Annotated in this window: 18 protein-coding genes; 5 read left to right on the top strand and 13 right to left on the bottom strand. The window is 65.4% G+C overall.

Going from position 1 to position 19324, the window contains the following annotated elements:
• Positions 1 to 1609 (bottom strand): ATP-dependent helicase HrpB (hrpB, locus tag ABIV12_RS04225; RefSeq protein ID WP_348056560.1); only part of this gene is annotated, 1609 nt, incomplete at its 3' end.
• A 143-nt stretch (positions 1610 to 1752) separates the two neighbouring features.
• Positions 1753 to 2925, bottom strand: a complete 1173-nt coding sequence (locus ABIV12_RS04220) for a hypothetical protein (protein ID WP_348056558.1) — start codon at positions 2923 to 2925, stop codon at positions 1753 to 1755.
• A 143-nt stretch (positions 2926 to 3068) separates the two neighbouring features.
• On the opposite strand from ABIV12_RS04220, the gene ABIV12_RS04215 reads away from it, so the two are divergent.
• Positions 3069 to 3863 (top strand): TatD family hydrolase, encoded by a 795-nt coding sequence (locus ABIV12_RS04215; protein ID WP_348056556.1) that lies wholly within the window; start codon positions 3069 to 3071, stop codon positions 3861 to 3863.
• Between the two features lie 76 nt (positions 3864 to 3939).
• Here the strand turns inward: ABIV12_RS04215 and ABIV12_RS04210 are convergent, their stop codons facing one another.
• The 4 genes from ABIV12_RS04210 to ABIV12_RS04195 all read right to left on the bottom strand — a co-directional run bounded on the left by ABIV12_RS04210 (position 3940) and on the right by ABIV12_RS04195 (position 7967).
• Positions 3940 to 5298, bottom strand: coding sequence for a M28 family metallopeptidase (locus tag ABIV12_RS04210; protein ID WP_348056554.1), 1359 nt, complete (start codon positions 5296 to 5298; stop codon positions 3940 to 3942).
• Between the two features lie 137 nt (positions 5299 to 5435).
• Positions 5436 to 6134 carry a pirin family protein gene (locus ABIV12_RS04205; protein WP_348056553.1) on the bottom strand — a complete coding sequence of 233 codons (699 nt, stop codon included), beginning with the start codon at positions 6132 to 6134 and terminating at the stop codon, positions 5436 to 5438.
• Positions 6135 to 6246: 112 nt separating this feature from the next.
• Entirely contained in the window at positions 6247 to 7023 is a 777-nt protein-coding gene (locus tag ABIV12_RS04200; RefSeq protein WP_348056551.1) for an ABC transporter permease, read from the bottom strand.
• Positions 7020 to 7967: an ABC transporter ATP-binding protein gene (locus tag ABIV12_RS04195; RefSeq protein WP_348056549.1), complete on the bottom strand. Its 948-nt coding sequence runs from the start codon at positions 7965 to 7967 to the stop codon at positions 7020 to 7022. Before ABIV12_RS04195 ends, ABIV12_RS04200 begins: the two co-directional genes overlap by 4 nt.
• A 90-nt stretch (positions 7968 to 8057) precedes the next feature.
• On the opposite strand from ABIV12_RS04195, the gene ABIV12_RS04190 reads away from it, so the two are divergent.
• From ABIV12_RS04190 to ABIV12_RS04175, 4 genes are all read left to right on the top strand, one after another.
• Complete coding sequence (locus ABIV12_RS04190; protein ID WP_348056548.1) at positions 8058 to 8804, top strand: FAD-binding oxidoreductase; 747 nt, start codon at positions 8058 to 8060, stop codon at positions 8802 to 8804.
• A 41-nt stretch (positions 8805 to 8845) separates the two neighbouring features.
• The gene (locus tag ABIV12_RS04185) at positions 8846 to 10408 is read left to right on the top strand and encodes an alpha/beta hydrolase (RefSeq protein ID WP_348056546.1); all 1563 of its coding nucleotides are present in this window, start codon (positions 8846 to 8848) and stop codon (positions 10406 to 10408) included.
• Entirely contained in the window at positions 10405 to 11139 is a 735-nt protein-coding gene (locus tag ABIV12_RS04180) for an ATP-binding cassette domain-containing protein (RefSeq protein ID WP_348056544.1), read from the top strand. Before ABIV12_RS04185 ends, ABIV12_RS04180 begins: the two co-directional genes overlap by 4 nt.
• Before the next feature lie 178 nt (positions 11140 to 11317).
• On the top strand, positions 11318 to 12493 hold the full coding sequence (locus ABIV12_RS04175; RefSeq protein WP_348056542.1) for an ABC transporter permease: 1176 nt from the start codon (positions 11318 to 11320) through the stop codon (positions 12491 to 12493).
• 15 nt (positions 12494 to 12508) lie between these two features.
• On the opposite strand, the gene ABIV12_RS04170 is transcribed toward ABIV12_RS04175, so the two are convergent.
• The 7 genes from ABIV12_RS04170 to ABIV12_RS04140 all read right to left on the bottom strand — a co-directional run.
• Positions 12509 to 13501 (bottom strand): sulfotransferase domain-containing protein, encoded by a 993-nt coding sequence (locus ABIV12_RS04170; RefSeq protein ID WP_348056540.1) that lies wholly within the window; start codon positions 13499 to 13501, stop codon positions 12509 to 12511.
• The gene (locus ABIV12_RS04165; RefSeq protein ID WP_348056538.1) at positions 13491 to 13997 is read right to left on the bottom strand and encodes an adenylyl-sulfate kinase; all 507 of its coding nucleotides are present in this window, start codon (positions 13995 to 13997) and stop codon (positions 13491 to 13493) included. The genes ABIV12_RS04170 and ABIV12_RS04165 overlap by 11 nt, the downstream gene beginning before the upstream one ends.
• Entirely contained in the window at positions 13994 to 14755 is a 762-nt protein-coding gene (locus tag ABIV12_RS04160) for a phosphocholine cytidylyltransferase family protein (protein ID WP_348056536.1), read from the bottom strand. Before ABIV12_RS04160 ends, ABIV12_RS04165 begins: the two co-directional genes overlap by 4 nt.
• On the bottom strand, positions 14752 to 15516 hold the full coding sequence (locus ABIV12_RS04155) for a methyltransferase domain-containing protein (RefSeq protein ID WP_348056534.1): 765 nt from the start codon (positions 15514 to 15516) through the stop codon (positions 14752 to 14754). Before ABIV12_RS04155 ends, ABIV12_RS04160 begins: the two co-directional genes overlap by 4 nt.
• Positions 15501 to 17777 carry a PEP-utilizing enzyme gene (locus tag ABIV12_RS04150; RefSeq protein WP_348056532.1) on the bottom strand — a complete coding sequence of 759 codons (2277 nt, stop codon included), beginning with the start codon at positions 17775 to 17777 and terminating at the stop codon, positions 15501 to 15503. Before ABIV12_RS04150 ends, ABIV12_RS04155 begins: the two co-directional genes overlap by 16 nt.
• Positions 17778 to 17812: 35 nt before the next feature.
• Positions 17813 to 18574, bottom strand: a complete 762-nt coding sequence (locus ABIV12_RS04145; RefSeq protein WP_348056530.1) for a gamma-glutamyl-gamma-aminobutyrate hydrolase family protein — start codon at positions 18572 to 18574, stop codon at positions 17813 to 17815.
• Positions 18575 to 18647: 73 nt separating this feature from the next.
• Positions 18648 to 19324: radical SAM protein (locus tag ABIV12_RS04140; protein WP_348056528.1), on the bottom strand; the 677-nt coding region annotated here is incomplete at its 5' end.

The following is a 19324-nucleotide window of genomic DNA, read 5'->3' as shown; positions in this document are numbered from 1 at the left end:
TGCTTCTGGTATCCGACGCATCGCGGCTGAAGCCGCTCCTGCGGGGTTCCACGCGCCGTCGCCACGCATCGCCCGCCTGCGCGATCGCGGCGAGTGCGCCGGAATCCGCGCCGAGGTCACGCGCGGTACCTCGGTCGCGCGTGCGCCATGCCTGCAATGCGGCGACGCGATGACGAAAGTCGTCGCTGCGCCCGGCATCGCCGCGCAATGGATTACGCGCTTCAACCAGTGCCACCAGATCGCACGCTTGCGCCTGCATCGATGCCGGAGCGGCCAGTATCGCGGCCGCCAGCCGCGGATGGGCGCCCAGGCCGAGCATGCGTCGTCCCTGCGCGGTGATGCGCTGGGTGTCTTCCATCGCTCCGAGCCGGCGCAGCACATCGCGCGCTTGTGCCATGGCGCCAGCTGGCGGCGGATCGAGCCAGCGCAGTGAATCGTCGCCCCACGCGGCGAGTTCGAGGGCGAGCGGCGCAAGTTCCACTTGTGCAATTTCCGGCGTGCGTTCCGCATCGAGACGGCGGCTCTGCGGCCACAGCCGATAGCACGTGCCCGGTCCGAGGCGACCGGCACGGCCGGCCCGTTGATCGGCCGAGGCTTGCGAAATACCGATCGCTTCGAGCCGCGTGAATCCGGAATTCGGATCGAAACGCGGCTCGCGTGCGAGCCCGAGATCAACCACGCTGCGCACGCCGGGAAGTGTCAGGCTCGATTCCGCGACGTTGGTGGCGAGCACCACGCGCCGCTGGCCAGGCGCGGCCGGCGCGAGTGCCGCGTGCTGGTCGGCAAGCGCGAGCTCGCCATGCAGCGGAACGATCGAAATTTGTCGTGCCGGAGACATCAATTCCTTCCCCCGCTGCGCAGGGGAAGGAATGGCGTCAGCGCGCAGCGATTCCAGCGCGCGCGCCGCGATGTCGATCTCGCGCTTGCCGGGCAGGAACACCAGCACGTCGCCGTCATTCTCCGCGAGCGCAAGCTCGACCGCGCGACGCAGGTGGAACGGCCAGCCGCGTTCGGGAAATGACTCGTTCGCGCGCGCGGGCGGGTGCGCAATGCGAACCGGGAAACTGCTCCCCTCGCTGACCAGCTGAGCGGCATCGAACCAGCGCGCGATGCGTTCGCCGTTGAGCGTCGCCGACATGATCACGAGGCGAAGGTCGGGTCGCAGGTTCGCCTGCACGTCGAGCGCCAGCGCCGCGCCAAGATCGCCGTGCAGGTGACGCTCGTGGAATTCATCGAACACGATGGCGCCGATCGTTGCGAGTTCGGGATCGTCCTGGATCATCCGCGTGAGAATGCCTTCGGTGACCACTTCGATGCGTGTGGCGGCAGACACCTTCGTTTCGAAGCGGATGCGGTAGCCGACGGTGTCGCCGACGCGCTCTCCGCGTTGCGCCGCCATGTACTCCGCCGCGGCACGCGCTGCGATACGACGCGGCTCGAGCATCAGGATCGTGCGTCCCGCAAGCCATGGCTCATCAAGCAGCGCGGGAGGAATGCGCGTGGTCTTGCCGGCGCCCGGCGGCGCTTCGAGCACGACGCGCGTGCCGTCGCGCAGCGCACGGCGCAGGTCGGGGAGGATCGCGTCGACGGGCAAAGTGGACGGAGGCATCGGCATCAAGGAAAGGCAGGACAGTTTGCGATGTTCAGTGTCCCATCCCGGTCATGCCGGTCGGTGACGCCACGATCATCGCCAAACGAAAACGGCGCGGTCGATTGCCGACCGCGCCGTCTCGTCACGTCAAACGCGTGCGCTTATTCGCAGAGCATGCCGTTCGCACTGAACAGGCGGTCGTACGTCGCAAGACCGCTGAAGCTTGGAATTGGCGCGGGCAGTTGCGCGTTCGGAGAGAACGTCACATCCAGATGGTTGCAATCCACGAGTTCGAACTTCGCGGTACCCCACGAATTCTGCACCAGCTGGTTGCCGAGGAAGTAGGTGTTGATCGTCACGCTGGTCTGGCCCACCGCAAACGCTGCATTGCCGACCAGCCACAACGAATTGCCGTTCGTGTCCTTGGTCAACAGGTCGTAAACGAGCTGGCGTACCGTCGATCCATCGCTCTGCGGCTGCTCGGTCACCTGCAGAATCAGGCCTTCGTTGCGCGGACCACCGACCCACTGCGCCGCCGAGTAGCCGTCGAAGGGCTGCAGAGCAAACGCATCGGGATACGTCGCCTGAGTCGGAGCATAGTCCGGTATCTCGATTGGCGTCACGCCCGTTCCGATGTTCGGATTGACGCCCAACACGAATGCGTCGCTGAACGTGTAGTACGACGAGCCAGTGTAGGGAAAGTTCTCGAGGACGAACGTGGTGCTGTTGTACAGCGGCGCATCGTAGGGAAATGCGGAAATCACCGTGTTCGGCTCGACCGCTGCACGCACTGGACTGATCGCAGTAGTGCCCTGAGTCGCGAGGATCTCCGGCATCGTCGGAAACACGGTGGTATCCCCTTCAAACTGCGGCAAGCGATCCAGACGTACGAGCGTCATTGCGTTCGAAAAGCCATCAGGATTGTAGGGCGTGGCACTTCCGCTGCTGCTGCAGGCGATGCGCCATACCGTCACCTGCACGGTCTCGACGTACCGCTCGTTCCGCAACTGATTCGTCGCGAACAATCCGATCGGCTTCGAGTAGATGGGTGTCGATGCTTGCCAGTTGTCAGGTAACGGATCCGCGGCGCAACTCGGCGGGTACGCGCGAAACGGATTGGCACCCGGGGTCCCCGGATACACGCTGGTCCCGACGACTTTCGGTCCCGCAGCACCGGGAGCGTTCGCACGCGCTCCAGCGCTTCGTACGTTCGCTGGGGCAGCATTGTGCGCGGCGACGCCCTCAGGCGACAGGACCGTGCGGTCGGCCGCGAATGCGGATGTGGCCACGAAGCCGGCGGCGAGCGCAAACGTCATGCAGTTCAATGTATTCATTGGTCGGGTATCCCCAGGGTATTGGCGTCAGGCATGTGAACATGCGGAGCATGCACGGCAATGGGTTAATTCGCGGTGAACCGGTTGGCATGCAGGCGTGCTGCGATCCCGCATAATCACCAGCTGCAAAACGATACGGACGGATGCAGCGCAATCCCTTGATCGACATCGGCGCCAATCTCACGCACGAATCCTTCCGTCCCGACTTCGATGCGGTGCTTGCACGTGCACGCGCGCACGGTGTCACCGAGATCGTCGTCACCGGCGCCAGCGCGGGCGGCAGTCGCGCCGCACTTGAGCTGGCCCGGGCGCATCCGGGCTTCCTTCACGCGACAGCGGGCGTCCACCCGCATCACGCGCACGAGTACGACGATGGCACAGACGCATTGCTGCGCGAACTCGTCGCAGATCCGGTTGTAAAGGCGGTTGGCGAAACCGGCCTCGACTATTTCCGCGACTACTCGCCACGCGCGGCGCAGATCACCGCGTTCGAGCGGCAATTGTCGATCGCGATCGACAGCGGCAAGCCGCTGTTCCTGCACCAGCGCGACGCGCACGCCGATTTCATCGCGTGCATGGATGCGGTGCGTGGACGCATCGGGCGCGCCGTGGTGCATTGTTTCACCGGCGAACGCGACGAACTGGTCGATTACATCGATCGCGGTTTTTTCATCGGCATTACCGGATGGATTTGCGACGAACGGCGCGGTGGACACCTGCGCGATCTCGTTCCACTGATTCCGGCGGACCGGTTGCTGATCGAAACCGACGCGCCGTATCTGTTGCCGCGCGATTTGAAGCCCAAACCGTCGCATCGGCGGAACGAACCGATGTATCTCGCGCATGTGTGTGCAGCGGTCGCCGCCGCGCGCGGCGAGACGCCAGAGCAGACGGCCGTGATCACCACCGCAAACGCGACGCTGTTCTTCGCGTTGTAGGCCGGACGACCGCAAGGTCGGCCGGCTCAAGAGCCCGGTTGCACGAAGAGCGCCGGCCGCGCCTCGCGCGCCCGCCCTACGGCGGGGCCGGTCCAAAACTGCCGGCGTCGCCGGGAAACGCGACCGGGCTGGCGAAGCCGTCCGCGGAAACGGCACTCACGCCGAAAAATCCGTCGTCGATCACCGCGTTCTTCAGCGTCAGCGTGGTTTCATCGCCGGCCGCATAGCTGCGTTGCCATTGAGGTGCTGTCGTGTCACGCCAGTGCACGCGATACGTCGCCGCAGCGGGCACGGATTTCCAGGTGACGACGGTATCGGATGTGACCGCGCCTCCGATGTCGACGCCGGACGGCGGCGCAGGCGCTTTCGCCAGCGACGCCATGGTGACCGCATTGAGCCGCGTGACTTGCGCGAGGTACGCGAAGTCGACGCCGTCGATCGTGTCGCCGTAGTGGATGCCGCCTTCGGTACGCAGGTCCTGGTGCTGGCGCGTGTAGTTCTCGTGCGCCTCGGTCACCCGCACCGCCGGGAAGCCCGCTTCGAGGAATGGCACCTGGTCTCCGCCGCGGCCGTAGCGGTCGGTTCGGTAGACCATGCGCACGGAGAAATTTCCGAGATAGGCGTCGGCCATCGCGCTCATGTAGCGTGCGATGTTGCGCGACGGCGAGTCGACTTCGCCACCGTGGTAGCGGCGGAACTTCGCCTGTTCGAGCGTTTCGTTGCTCTTGGTGCCTTCGGAAAACACGCGCACCACGGTGTTGTCGACCACGCCGTTCTGCCCGTGCGTGTTGCCGACGATGTCGTTGTTGAGATCGGTTTCGACCTGCCAGTTCTTTTGCTTCGCGTAGTCGGCGAGCACCTTGCCGCCGTACAGACCCTGCTCTTCGCCCGACAGTGCGGCATACACGAGCGTCGCCGGGAACTTGTATTTCGACAGCACACGCGCCGCTTCGATGACCGCGGCAGTGCCCGAACCATCGTCGTTCGCGCCGGGCGCATCGTGCGTCGTGTCCATCACGTCGGTGACGCGCGAATCCAGGTGCCCGGTGATCACGATCACGCGATCCGGATCGGAGGTGCCGCGCTGGATCGCGACGACGTCCATCACTTCGGTCGGTTGCGGCACGCGCTTTCCGGTGAAGGTCTGCGACGGCGTGACGACGTCGAGACAGCCACCGCAGTCGCTGGAGAACGATTCGAAGCGCGACTTCACCCAGCGTCGCGCCGCACCGATGCCGCGCTTTTCGGATTTCGTGTCCGACAGCGTGTGGCGGGTGCCGAAACCGACCAGACGCGTGATCGTCGCGTGCAATTCATCCGCGCTGACCCGGTCGGCGATCTCGTGCAGAAGCGGCTGTTCGACCGGATGCGCGTCGGCAGCGAGCGCAGGCGCCGACACGACTCCGAGCAACGAAACCAGAATCATCGTGCGCATGGGCATTCTCCGCGGGAGTGGATGCCCACTCTAATTCATCCGAACCGCTGGCGACCCGTAGGCCGGACGCGTTTTTTGCGGCCGGCGCTCCTGCGTAAAGCGCCGACCGCGCAAGCGCGTGCGGCCTTCGGTCTGCGTCAGATGCTGTCGACCAGCACGATCTCGGTGTCGGTGACTGCGGTGATGCGGATCACGGACTCGTCGCGAATGGCCGCACCGTCACGCGTGTCGAGATGGACGCCGTTGACGTCGGCTGTGCCTTGCGCCAGCACGAGGTATGCGTGCCGCTGCGCGCCGAGCGTGTACTCGGTCGATTCACCCGCTTTCAGCGTCGCGCCGAGCACGCGTGCATCTGCGCGGATCGGCAACGCGTCGGTGTCGCCGGCGACGCCACTGGCGAGACTGACAAAACGCCCCGAGCGGTCGCCTTTCGGAAACGGACGCGCGCCCCACGACGGCGCACCGCCGCGTGAATCGGGAACGATCCAGATCTGGAAGATCCGCGTGGTATCGGCTTCCGCGTTGTACTCGGCATGGCGAACGCCGCTGCCCGCGCTCATCACCTGCACGTCACCGGCTTCGGTGCGGCCCTTGTTGCCGAGGCTGTCCTCGTGGGTGATCGCGCCCTCGCGAACATAGGTGATGATCTCCATGTCCGCGTGCGGGTGCGGCGGGAAACCGCTGCCCGCCGCGATCTCGTCGTCGTTCCACACGCGCAGCGCGCCCCAGCCCATCCGTGAGGGTTCGTTGTAGCTGGCGAACGAGAAATGATGCTTCGCCTTCAGCCAGCCGTGGTCGGCGCCGCCGAGGGTGTTGAAAGGTCTGTGCTCGATCATGGTGTGTTCCCCGTCGCGCCACGCTGGCGCTGCTCGCAACGATATGCGGTGGCATTGGCGCAATGCCATCCGGGCGTGCGGAAACGCATCGTTCCCGCCGCGGCATCAATCGTCAGGAACGCAGGCCCACGCCACGATCGAGCAGGGTGAGACCGACGGCCGTCAGCACCACCGCGAAGCCGACCATCACGCCATAGGCCACGCCCATCGAGATCTCGCTGATGCCGAGCAGGCCGTAACGGAACGCGTTGACCATGTAGAGGATCGGGTTTGCGTGGCTGATCTGGCGCCACGGCGTGCCGAGCTGGTTGACCGAATAGAACACGCCGCCAAGATAGGTGAGCGGGGTCAGCACGAAGGTGGGCACCAGGGCGATGTCGTCGAACTTCTTTGCATACACCGCGTTGACGAAGCCGGCGAGCGAAAACACGATCGAGGTCAGCAGAACGGTCGAGAAGGTGATCAGCGGGTGATACAGGTGGATGCGTGTGAAGAACAGCGAAATCAACAGCACGATCACTGCGACCAGCAGGCCGCGCAGCACCGACCCCGTCACGTAGCCGGTGAGGATCACCCAGCTCGGCATCGGCGAGGCGAGCATTTCCTCGACGTGGCGGCCGATTTTCGCGCCGAAGAACGACGAGGAGATGTTGCCGTAGCTGTTGGTGATCACCGCCATCATGATCAGGCCGGGCACGATGAAGTCGATGTAGCCGACGCCGGGCACGATGTCGCCGATGCGGCTGCCGACCATCTTGCCGAAGATCACGAAGTACAGCGTCATCGTGATCGCCGACGGCAGCAGGGTCTGCGGCCAGATGCGCAGGATCCGCACGATTTCCCGGCGCGTGATCGTGGTGAAGGCGATCAGGTTCGGATGGGTGCTCATGCCGCCACCTTGCCCGGCGCGGCGTTGCCCGCGTCGACCAGCCGCACGAACAGTTCTTCCAGCCGGTTTGCCTTGTTGCGCATCGAGCGCACCGCGATGCCGTGCGCGGTCAGGCTGGCGAAGATCGAATTGAGGTCGTGGTTGCGCGCCATCTCCGCCTCGAGCGTGAGGTCGTCGATCTTCGTGAAGCGCACGCCGGGAATATCCGGTGGATTGGCCGCCGGCTGCACCAGGTCGAACACGAAGGTTTCGATGTCCAGCTTGGACAGCAGCGTCCGCATGCTGGTGTTCTCGATGATGCGACCCTTGTCGATGATCGCGATGTTGCGGCACAACTGCTCGGCTTCCTCGAGGTAGTGCGTGGTGAGGATCACCGTGGTGCCGGCCGCGTTGATCGCACTGACGAACTTCCACATCGAGCGGCGGATCTCGATGTCGACGCCGGCGGTCGGTTCGTCGAGGATCAGCAAGCGCGGTTCGCTCATCATGGCGCGGGCGATCATCAGCCGGCGTTTCATGCCGCCCGACATCGCGCGCGCCACGCCGAACGCCTTGTCCCACAGCACCAGCTGCTTGAGGTATTTCTCCGCCCGCACGGCCGCTTCGGCGCGCGGGATTCCATAGAAGCCGGCCTGGTTCACGCAGATGTCGAACGGCTTCTCGAACATGTTGAAGTTCAGTTCCTGCGGCACCAGGCCGATCAGGCGCATTGCCTCGCTGCGCTGCTCGCGGATCGACACGCCGAAGATCTTCGCGTCGCCGCTGGTTGCGTTGACCAGCGAGGAGAGGATGCCGATCAGTGTCGACTTGCCGGCGCCGTTCGGCCCGAGCAGGGCGAAGAAATCGCCGGGCTGCACAGTGAGTGAAATGCCTTTGAGCGCCTCGACGCCATTGGCGTAGGTCTTCTTCAGCTCGACGACGTCGAGCGCAGGGATCGGGGTCATGGGGACTCGGTATGGGCCGCTGCGGGAGGATGCGCGGCTGCCTGCTAGTATACCGGGCTGTTCCGCACGCCCCGCGCCAATCCAGCCCCGATGGATCAATTCAAGCTTCGTCTCGTCGCCAGCCACATGCTGGCTCCCTCGGTCCGCCACCTGTCCTTCGAACGCGAGGACGGCGCTGCATTCGCCTTTGTGCCGGGCCAGTTCATCCAGATCCATTTCCACTACGCCGACGGCAAGCCGACCAAGCGCAGCTATTCGGTCGCGACGGTGGGTGACGGCACAGGTGGTCCCGTCAAACGGGTCGAGATCGCGGTCTCCTACGTCGACGGCGGCGCGGCAACCGAACTGCTGTCGCAGCTCGATGAGGGCCATTCGATCGACGCGAGCGGGCCCTACGGCCGTTTCTGCCTGATGGAGGCGGACACCAACCGGCGCTATCTGCTGGTCGCAACGGGGACCGGCGTCACGCCGTACCGCGCCATGCAGCCGCTGATCCGCGCGTGGAGCGCAAAGCGTGGCTGCACGTTCGCGCTGGTCTACGGCGCGCGCAACGAAGACGAACTGCTGTACGGCGACGAGTTCGAGGCGTTCGCGCGCGACGTGCCCGGTTTCAGTTTCCATCCGTGTTTCAGTCGATCACCGCGTGCGGTTCCCCGTCCGCACGATCACAACGGACACGCACAGGTCGCGCTCGGCGCGCTCGGTCCGAATGGCGAACACGACATTGCGTACCTGTGCGGAAATCCGAACATGGTCGACGAGGCATTCGCGCAACTGAAAGAAGCCGGCCTTGCGGTGCCGCACATCCGCCGCGAAAAATACGTCTCCTCGCGCTGAGGCTCCGCACGCCGCGCATCATGCAACGAGGCCAGAGTCGCATGACCCCACGCACCGCATTGAAACTCGCAGCTGTCGGACTGGCCGTGCTCGCCTTTGCGACGAAGGCGTGGTGGTCGCCCGGCTCGACCGAAGCAAAGACCACGGTGTCGACGCAGGGCGTGCCCATCGTCCAGCGCGCCGGCGAACGCGGGTTCACGCTCGGCTCGCTCGCGTTTACGCCGTGCGAGCTCGACCAGCGCAACTCCGCGGCGACCACCGCGGCATTCTGCGCGCCGTTCAAGGTGCCCGAGAATCGCGACCATCCAGATGGACGTCAGATCGACCTCAAGCTCGCGCTGATCCGCGGCGCGCAACAGCCGACCGCACGCGACCTCGTGGTGTTGCTCGCAGGCGGACCCGGTCAGGCCGCGGTCGAAGCGTGGCCACGCGCCGCTGCCGGCTTTGGCCCGTTGCTCGAACACCACAACGTGTTGCTGCTCGATCAGCGCGGCACCGGCGGATCGAATGCGCTGGTGTGCAAGGACGATCCGTCCGATGTCGACGCGGCGGCGGTCCGCGAGATCGATCTCGACAAGGTGCGCACGCAGACCCGCGTGTGCCTTGATGAGGTGTCGAAGACGGCCGATCCTGCGCAGTACACGACCACGGTGGCGGTCGAGGATCTCGAAGCGGTGCGCCAGGCGCTTGGTGCGCCGACGTTCGACCTCGTTGGCGTGTCGTATGGAACGCGGGTGGCGCAGCAGTTCCTGCGACGTTATCCCGACGGCGTGCGTAGCGTCGTGCTCGACAGCGCGGTGCCCAACGAACAGATTCTCGGGTCGGACTTCTCGGTCGCCCTCGATGCGGCGCTCAAGGCGCAGTTCGCCGATTGCACGCGCACACCGGCCTGTGCGAAGGCGCTCGGCGATCCCTACGCCAACCTGTATCGGCTGCGCGATGCACTCGCCGCAAATCCCCCGACGGTCGCCTATCGCGATCCGCGCAGCCAAGAACAAAAGTCGCGACCGCTCGACGTCTACACCTTCGCGACGATCGTGCGCATGTTCGCCTACTCGACCGAAACCAGCGCGCTGCTGCCACTCGGCATCGAGCGAGCACTGAAGGGCGACTACGCACCGCTGCTCGGGCAGGCAGATCTGCTCACCGCCGACCTCGCCGACCTCGCCGGCAATGGCATGCAGCTTTCGGTGGTCTGCGCCGAAGATGCGGACGCGTTGACCGATCGTCCACAGGATGCGCCGCTGATTCTTGGCGACACGCTGGTACGCGTGATGCGCGCGCAGTGTGGGGTCTGGCCGCACGGGAAAAAGCCGGCGGATTTCCACGCGCCAGTCGCCAGCGACAAGCCGGTGCTGATCCTCTCCGGCGAATACGATCCGGTCACCCCGCCGCGTTACGCGGAGCAGATCGTCAAGGGTCTGCCGAACGGACGCGTGCTCGTTGCGAAAGGCCAGGGTCACAGCGTGATGGCGCGCGGCTGCTTCCCGAAACTGGTCAAGACCTTTGTCGAGACGCTCGACGCGGCGAAACTCGACGCCGGCTGCGTCGCCGACTTCGGTGCGACGCCCGCGTTCACGACCTACAACGGAGCCGCGCCATGATCGAGGTGAAGGATCTGCACAAGGCGTTCGGCGACGTGAAGGCCGTCGGCGGCGTGTCGTTCGTCGCCCGCGACGGTGAGATTACCGGCCTGCTCGGTCCGAACGGCGCCGGCAAGACCACCACGCTGCGCATGCTGTACACGCTGATGCGACCGGACTCGGGTCAAGTGCTCGTCGACGGCATCGACGCGGCGGTCGACGCGATCGCGGTGCGCCGCCGCCTCGGTGTACTGCCGGACGCACGCGGCCTCTACAAACGGCTGACGGCACGCGAGAACATCGATTACTTCGCGCGCCTGCAGGGGCTCGATGCGGCGACACGCCGCCAGCGCATCGATGCGCTCATTGCCGCGCTCGACATGGCCGACATTGCGGAACGGCGCACCGAAGGATTTTCTCAAGGCCAGCGCGTGAAGACCGCGATTGCGCGCGCGCTGGTGCACGACCCGCGCAACGTGATCCTCGACGAACCGACCAACGGACTCGACGTGATGGCAACGCGCGCGATGCGCAGCTTCATGCTCAAGTTGAAAAGCGAAGGCCGCTGCGTGCTGTTTTCCAGCCACATCATGCAGGAGGTCGGTGCGCTGTGCGATCGCATCGTGGTGATTGCGCACGGTCGCGTGGTGGCCGACGAATCGCCCGAGGCGCTGAAGGCGCAGACGGGTGCGGCAACGCTCGAGGACGCGTTCGTGAGCATCATTGGATCGGAAGAGGGGCTGGCGGCGTGAGCGTCGACAGTCGATTCCTACCGTGCCGTCAGTCCCGCGCAAGCGGGAATCCATCGCGCTTTTTCGCCACACAGGAACGTGTATTGGCGAGGCGCAAAAAATGGATTCCCGCGTTCGCGGGAATGACGTCGACAGAGTGTTCACCGTTTGGCTCCGGACACACGTCGGAGACGCACGCATGAAAACGGCGCTGATCGTCTTCTGGAAGGAAATCCGCGAGAACCTGCGTGATCGCCGCACGGTGATCAACACGCTGATCACCGGCCCGCTGTTCGCGCCACTGGTGTTCGTGATCATCATCAACACCGCGGTGACGCGCGAGATCGAAAAGGCCGAAAAGCCGCTGCCCGTTCCAGTCGCCGGTGCCGAACGCGCGCCGAACCTGATCGAGGAACTGCGTCATCGCGGCGTCGAGATCAAGGCCGCGCCGGCGGATCCCGAAAAGGCGGTGCGCGACAACGATGTCGATCTGGTGCTGCGCATTCCCGCCGACTACGCCGACGCGTGGACCAAAGGCGAGCCCGCGCAGGTCGAGCTCATCTACGACCAGTCGCAGCGCGATGCGCAAGGGTCGGTCGCACGACTGCAGTCGATGCTCGATGCCTACTCGCGACGCACGGGTGCGATGCGTCTGATCGCGCGCGGAATCTCGCCGTCGGTGAACACGCCGCTGGTGATCGCAGGGCGCGATCAGTCAACCGCGCAGGCGCGCAGTGGAACGATGTTCAGCATGCTGCCGTATTTCTTCATCCTCGGCGTGTTTGTCGGCGGCATGGCGCTGGCGATCGACACCACCGCGGGCGAGCGCGAGCGCCAGTCGCTCGAGCCGCTGCTGGTCAACCCGGTCGGTCGCGGCCGCATCCTGATCGGCAAGCTGGCCGCGACCAGTGCGTTCGCGTTGACCACGCTGCTGCTCAGCATCGTTGCATTCTCGGTCGCCGGACAATTCCTGCCGACCGAGAAGCTCGGCATGAGCCTCGAAATCGGCCCGCATTTCGCGCTGCTGACACTGTTCGTGATGCTGCCGCTGGTGTTCGTGCTGGCGACGCTGCAGACGCTTGCCGCCGCATTCGCCAAAAGCTATCGCGAGGCACAGACGTACCTGTCGCTGCTGATGTTCGTGCCGGTGATCCCGACGTTGATGCTGTCGGTGTTCCCGCTCAAGGCGCAGACCTGGATGTACACCGTGCCTCTGATGGGCCAGCAGGTCGCGATCATGCGACTGCTGCGCGGCGATCCGGTCACCCCGTTCGAGCTTGGTCTGTGCTTTGTCTGCACCACCCTCGCGGCGGTCGTGGTGTATCTCGTCACCGCGCACATCTATCGCAGCGAGCGGCTCGCCATCTCGGCATGACGCGGACGCGCGCGCCTATGCAACAGGCGCGCGCAGGAGATCGACGTCGAAGACGGCGTCGAACACGGCCTTCGACAGCCAGTCGTCCTCATCCGTTGGAAAGCCTGCCGTGCGGAACGCATCGAGGAATCCCGCATGCACCTCGCGTTGCGAATGAAGCGGCGGCGATCGCGCTGAACGCGGACTCGCCGGGTAGCCCAGCCAGACGCAGGGATCAATGAGGCAACTGCCGATCTCCCGATGGATGGCTTCGTCGAACGACTGGATGGCGGTGCCTGGCGCGTCGCCCTGCACGAGCAACCCGTCAACGACGCCGGCCGAAACCAGACGCTGATCTTCCGCCTTCACCTGCTCCACCGACGAGGCATCGACCGCGCGCTGCGCTTCCTCGCGCGTCACTGCGAGACCGAGATCAGCGGTCACGCCCAGCAGGGTTGCGAGCGCATCGCGACGGTAATCCTCGAACCGCACGATCTTTGTGCCATCACGCTCGACGGCGCTCCGCCATACGCGCAGGAACACCAGCAGGTAGTCCTGCCACGAGACGGGGTAGTGGAAAAAGCGGCTTGCACAGAAGCCGATGAAATCCTGCCCGGTCGGTGGTGCTCCGGATCGCCGGGATCGTTGCCACGCCGAGTGGAGTGCTTCTCGCGGGTCGCGCACGAACATCAGCCGATGCGTCGTCGCTGGATACAGGTCGGGCCAGGCGTGATGCACGCGCACGCAATGATCGCCGCGAAAGTCGAAGACGCGTCCGGCCGACAGCGCCGGAAGCACCCGGCTCCAGCCGTTGTCGCCGCCGACATACCGGTAACGGAACCGATCGAGTTGCTGCCAGTGCGCGCGATCATCGCTGCCCCACGGCTTCCACGCGGGAATGCCGAGTTCGAGCAGGCAGTTCACCAGCCACGCCGCGCCACACGGCGCTTCGGGCGAGACGAGGTCGATGTCGTACCGGTCAAAGCCGCAACGCTGCGGGAACGCATGGAACGACGTGCTATCGCGCATGACCAAGTGCTTGCCACCGAGTCACGACGCGCGCGCCGATTTCCGCGGCCGTCAAACAGCCAGTGTCGATCCGCAAGTCCGGTGCAACCGGCCATTCGGGCGCGATGTCGACGCCGACCTGCGGACCGCTCCCGAGATCCGCGCGTGGACGTCTCCTTTCACGTTCGGCTTCGTCGCACGTCAGCAGCACTTCGAGATAAGGCGCGAAGCGGGCGCGATTGCGCGTGTGGATGTCCGCGAACAGCGAAACAGTTGCCACGACGCTGATCGTGCCTTGTCCGGCGACGAGTCCGGCGACGTTCGCGTACGTCTCTGCAAGGCACCTTCGTGACACGACGTCGTAGCCGCCGAGCAGCGGTGCAAGAACCTGCCTCAATGAATCGCCGTCGAGCAGCAGGCATGACTGGCCATCGGTGCGCAGCCGCGCAACGACGGCTTTCGCGGCCTCGGTCTTGCCGACGCCGGGCAACCCGGTTATCCAGATCACCGGGTTCATGCGACGCTCGGCCTTTCACGCCAGTCATGGGTCCATCGACGTGTGTCGTGCAGCCTGCGGCGGCACAGTCGGAGATCGTCCGCACTGTCGACTTCGCACCAGCGCCCATGGATGGGAACGTCCGCGATGGGTTGGCCTGCGCGCAGAAGACCGGAAAGCAGGGCGGTCATGTCCGTCGGCGCGGGCCGCGAATCCGCGGCGAATTGTTCCGCCTTCGACCAGCCGGAGGGTGTGAAGTGAAGCAGGCCAGCGAACTGCGCCTCGATTCCGTCGAGACTCGTCGGCTTCGCGCCAATCTCGCGCAGCCAGCCGTCGTCGCCGCGATACGTTTCCGCATCGATCAGCGGAGCGGTGTGACGTTGCTGCCAGAGATCGCGCCAGGCGCGATCTCCCGCAACGGCGATATCCGCCGGACAGTCGAGCACTGCACGAACGTTGGAGCAGTGGTGCACGCTGTCGGCGTAGAGGACGAGGAAACCGCTGTTGAGTCTGGCCGGTCGGGCTGCGCACAGCGACTCCATCGGACCGGAATCGGGCCATTGCGGCGTTTCGATCAACTCGACGCCAGGTCGTTCCAGCTGCCGGCAGCGGTAACCGCCAACGATCACCACGCGTTCAATCCCGCAATTGGCGAGACAGTGCAGATGCCAGTCGATCAGCGATCGACCAGCCACCCGCACCAGTGCCTTGGGCAGATGACTTGTGTAACGGCCGAGGCGCGCTCCGCGCCCCGCGGCGAGGATGATCGCCGCGGTCATCGGAGGTCGTTCCGTCGCGTCGCGTAGACGCGCGTGACGAACGGAATGGCGAGAATGGGTTGATCGGCGACGATCGCGTCGAGGGCCTCCAGCACCGCCGGCATTGCGTCCCCGGCCTGGCGCACCAACGTTGCGTGCGCCCGGAATCCCGCGACGAATTCGCGCGCAGGCGTTGCATGCAGCAGATCGCCGACAATGCAGCGGACGGCTCCAAAGCGGCCGTCGGCGACGATCAGCGGGCTCGGATCTTCGCGGCGCTGACCATGTTCGTAGCCGGGCACCAGGGATTCGATCGCCGCTTGCAATCGATGCTGCAACGGATCGTCGAGGTCGCGATGATTCCACAGGCAGACCAGCCATCCACCCGGTCGCAGCACGCGTGCCGCCTCATCGAGAGCGGGCGGCGTATCGATGACATTGAAGGAGGAGCCGAACGTGAGCAGGTCATGACTGCGCGCGGGCAATCCGGTCGCTTCTCCTCGCCGGTCGAGCCAGTTCGCCTCTGGCACGTCGCGCTCGCCGAATGCGCGCATGGCGGCGTTGGGTTCGATCGCATCGACGCGAAAACCCTCTGCAACCAGCGTCGCCGTGAGGCGGCCGGTACCGGCACCGATGTCTGCGCAGACCGCGCCCGGAGCCAACTGCATCAACGCGCACAGGTCGCGCAATGCCGCGGTGGAGTAAGGCGCGCGCAACCGATAATGCTCGGCAAGGGCGCTGTAGTCCCAGTCCAGCGCAGCGGCGTTCAGCCGAGGCTCCATCGGCGGCCTCCGAAGTCGATGCTGATGCGGCGGGCGCTGATGACGCGCCGGAACGCATCAGGTCCGATCCCGAGCAGGGCCGGTACGCCGGCTTCTGCGCAGCGGATCGCCATGTGCGAGTTGGGCCCGCCGAATGCGGTGAGCAATGCCGCGGGGCGCCGTCGGAAGATCCAGTCGAAGCCGGGGTTGGCACTCGCAATGGCGATGAGCGCATGCATCGGCACGCGATCCGGATCGGTCTGTGCATCGACAATCGTCGGCACATCGTCGACGCGCCCGTTCCCCAGCCAGTTGGCTTGGCCGTGGGCGTAGTGCACGACATCGAGTCGATGATCGCGGATGAGCAGGGGCATGCGGATGCGGGCCTCGACCGCATGCGCGTTCCGCGCGACGAGGGCGCGTTCCTGCAGGCGTTCGCGCGCCAGTGCCGGATCGAGCAGATCGTCGAGGCCGAGCCAGCCGGCCGTGCAACGGTCGATCCCCAGCGACTCTGCGCGGCTCGCGAGGGCATCCAGCGCAAGCGAGATGCCGCGTGCAAACACGCATTTGCCGAACTCACGCGCGTGCACAACGCGCGCGTACTGCGCGAACAATGCTTCAACGTCGATGTGCAATCGGAGTTCATGCAGCGCATCGCGAAGATCGCGTGAGATCTGTGCGTCGAGAGTCCACAAAGCGCGAGGGTTCGCGTCGCGCGGCGGTTGCTGCGCGAACGGAGGACGCGCAAATTCCTTCCGTGTAGGGGCCGAAATTTCAAAGGTGCCGGCACGCACATGCGCGTCGTCACCGTCGATGGACGCGGACAGGCCGGCGCAACTGGCGACGGACTGTCTCATCTGCAGCCATGAAGTCGGATCCAGCGCGCCGATGTCCACTGCGGATCGAAGAAGTGCTTCGATCGCAAAAGCCTGTCTTGCTGCCATTGCAAAGCGCACACCGGTGCGCAGCTCGAGACGTTCGATCCAGCGCCGCAGGCGCGCCGGTTCTGCGCCGGGTGGCGCCAGACGCAGATCGCGCGTGAAACTGTGGATCAGACGATCCGTCAGCGCAGCATCGAGCGCCGCCGATGTGGGCGCGCGCAACGTCTCCTGGAAGGTCGAGAACTGCGCGGTGTCCAGCAGCGCGGGGTAGCGAGACGCGAACGCGTCAGCCAGGCCGAACGTCAACGTGGTGAACGCCACGTCGAACTCGATCTTGTCGTGGTACTCGGGGTGCGCGCGAAGTCGCTCGCAGTAAGCGGCCACGAGGCGTTCGCCGATGTCGGCATCGAGACCGGCCGGAACAAGCGAGCGAAAGCTTGTGCGTGCGTCCACGTAGGGTCGACCGGCGATGAAGCGCAGCAGACGAGTTTCTTCGATGCGTGCGTACCCGAGTGCGCGGCGCCCGAGCCACCATGCGCGACGGGTGATCAACGTATCGAACAGTTCGCGCGCGAGCGGGCGCGGATGTTCGCCGAGCAGCTCCGCGGGATTCCAGTCCGGCATCATGCCGAGCAACGGCGGTTGCGTCGCGAGGGCGGCCAGATCCGATTCGAGGGCATGTCGCAGCCGATCCACGGGTGCTTCGTCGCATGGCGGCAGCGTCAGGGGTCGCACCTGCAACAGCCAGATGATGTCGGCGTCATCCGCGACCATCTCGACTTCGCAGGATTGATCGCCAACCACCGACTCGATCTCGCGCAATGCATCCAGATAGACGCGGTACGGTGCAGGGAGACCATCGAGCCGACCGTCGGTTCGCGCCGAGTACCAGGTGTCGACGTCGGTATCGCCACGTGTGACGTGGTCGCTGCGCGGACCCTTGGCGACGCTCACGACATGGTAGGGAGCGCCGTCGGGAAGCGCGTGGGTGAACGCCACCGCGGCGTCGCGAACGCCGGTGACTTGCCGCTGCATGAACACTTCATCGGTCGACCGCGCGTGCCCGTAGCTGCCGAACACGGCGTCGATCGCGTCCGCAATGGCGCTGCGGTCCGATCCGGGCACATCGAGCACGGTGCGGTAGTGCCCGGCTTTCGACGCCGCCAATGCGTCCTCGTCCGCTCGATCGCTTCGCGCCGCGAGGAGCGCCTGCCCGAAATGGGCGGTGATGAAATCCAGCGTGGCCTCACGCCGATCGTTCCAGCGGGCAAAGCCGATGCCGATTCCCGCCGGTACGCGACTGCATCGCAACTGTGGCGCCAGCGCCGCAAGAGTCGAGCGCTTGCCGTTCCATGGCGATCCCGCCGCGTCGCTGCGGGATCGATCGGCGATTCCATTCATGCATTCGCGCCTGGAAAACCCGCAACAAGGCAAGTCTAGCTGACGCGCGCATGGGCAACGAAGTCTCCGAACAGCATGCCGCCACACAGTCGACCCTGCGCCGCATCATCGAATTCCGGATGCCACTGTGTTCCCACCGCGTATCGATGCGCGAGGGACCGGATCGCCTCGACGCAGCCGTCGTCCGCACAGGTGGCCTCCACACGCAGGCCGTTGCCTGCTTCCAGCAGGCCTTGTCGATGAGCGGAGCTGACCGTGCCGCGCGTCGTCCCGTACAAATGTGCGAGATAACCGCCGTCGGACAGCTCGACGGCGTGGGCATGCGCGGCATAGTGCGCCGGATCGCTGTGATGCTCTGCCTGCGACGCGGCAAGGGTCTGCAGCGTGCCACCAAAAGCAACGTTCAGCAGTTGCATGCCTCGGCAAATGCCGAGAATGGGCTTGTCCACCGCGAGAAATGCGTCGACCAGATCGAGTTCGAAACGGTCACGCGCACGCCCGACATCGCCCCCGCTTGGAAGCGTGGATACCCCGGCGATATTCGCACCTCCCTGAAGCACCAGGCCATCGCACGCGCGAGCGTAGGCCGCGGCGACCTGGCGGGCGAGCAGCGGTGACTCCGGCAGGCAAGTGCCGACGACGAGCGCACCGGCTGCCGTCAAACGCTGGAGGAGCGTTCGTTCGAAGAACAGCTGATGCTGGCGCCACGCTCCTGGCGCTCCAGCTTCGCCCCCGAAGAGGCGAGGAGCAATCGCGAAACGCGGAGGGTTCGCAGGAAACGCCGATGCTTCAGTCATGGGCACGCAAGGTCGGGGGAGAGCGATCCTGACACAGGACGTCGGGTGCGCAGATGAAAAAGCCGTGCGCTGCTCAGAACAACTCGGACTGGGGTGACGCCGCGCGCGGCGGAACGAAGGCCGAAACATCCAGCGACAGATCGCGTGCCTCGTTCATGCCGTGCTTGCGGCATGCAAGCCGGAAGCGCTGGCGGATCAGCTGCGCGAACGGGCCTTCGCCGCGCATGCGCGAACCGAAGCGCGCGTCGTTGTCCTTGCCGCCGCGCATCTGGTTGATCAGGCTCATCACGTGCTCCGCCCGATCGGGCACGTGCAGGGCGAGCCATTCGCGGAACAGATCCTTCAATTCGTATGGAAGGCGCAACACCGTGTAACCGGCGCGCCGGGCACCCGATTCCGCAGCCCGTTCGAGGATCTGCTCGATGTAGCAATCCGTGACCATCGGGATGATCGGCGCGACCATCACGCCGCAGGGCACGCCGGCTGCATTGAGGTTCGCGACGGCTTCGAGCCGGCGATGCGGCGCGCTCGCCCGCGGTTCGAGCGTGCTCGCGAGGCGATTGTCGAGCGATGTCACCGACACGAACGCATGCACCAGGTTGGCGCGCGCCATCGGCACCAGAATGTCGAGGTCGCGCTCGATCAGCGCGTTCTTCGTGATGATCGTGCACGGGTGGCCGCACTCGGCGAGCACTTCGAGGATCGACCGCGTGATGCGGTAGCGCCGTTCGATCGGTTGATACGGGTCGG

Source organism: Dokdonella sp. (genome assembly GCF_039926425.1).
In the GTDB taxonomy this organism is placed as follows: Bacteria; Pseudomonadota; Gammaproteobacteria; order Xanthomonadales; family Rhodanobacteraceae; genus Dokdonella_A.
The sequence above is the reverse complement of the archived record's forward strand: the minus strand, read 5'-3'. Positions and strand labels throughout refer to the sequence as shown.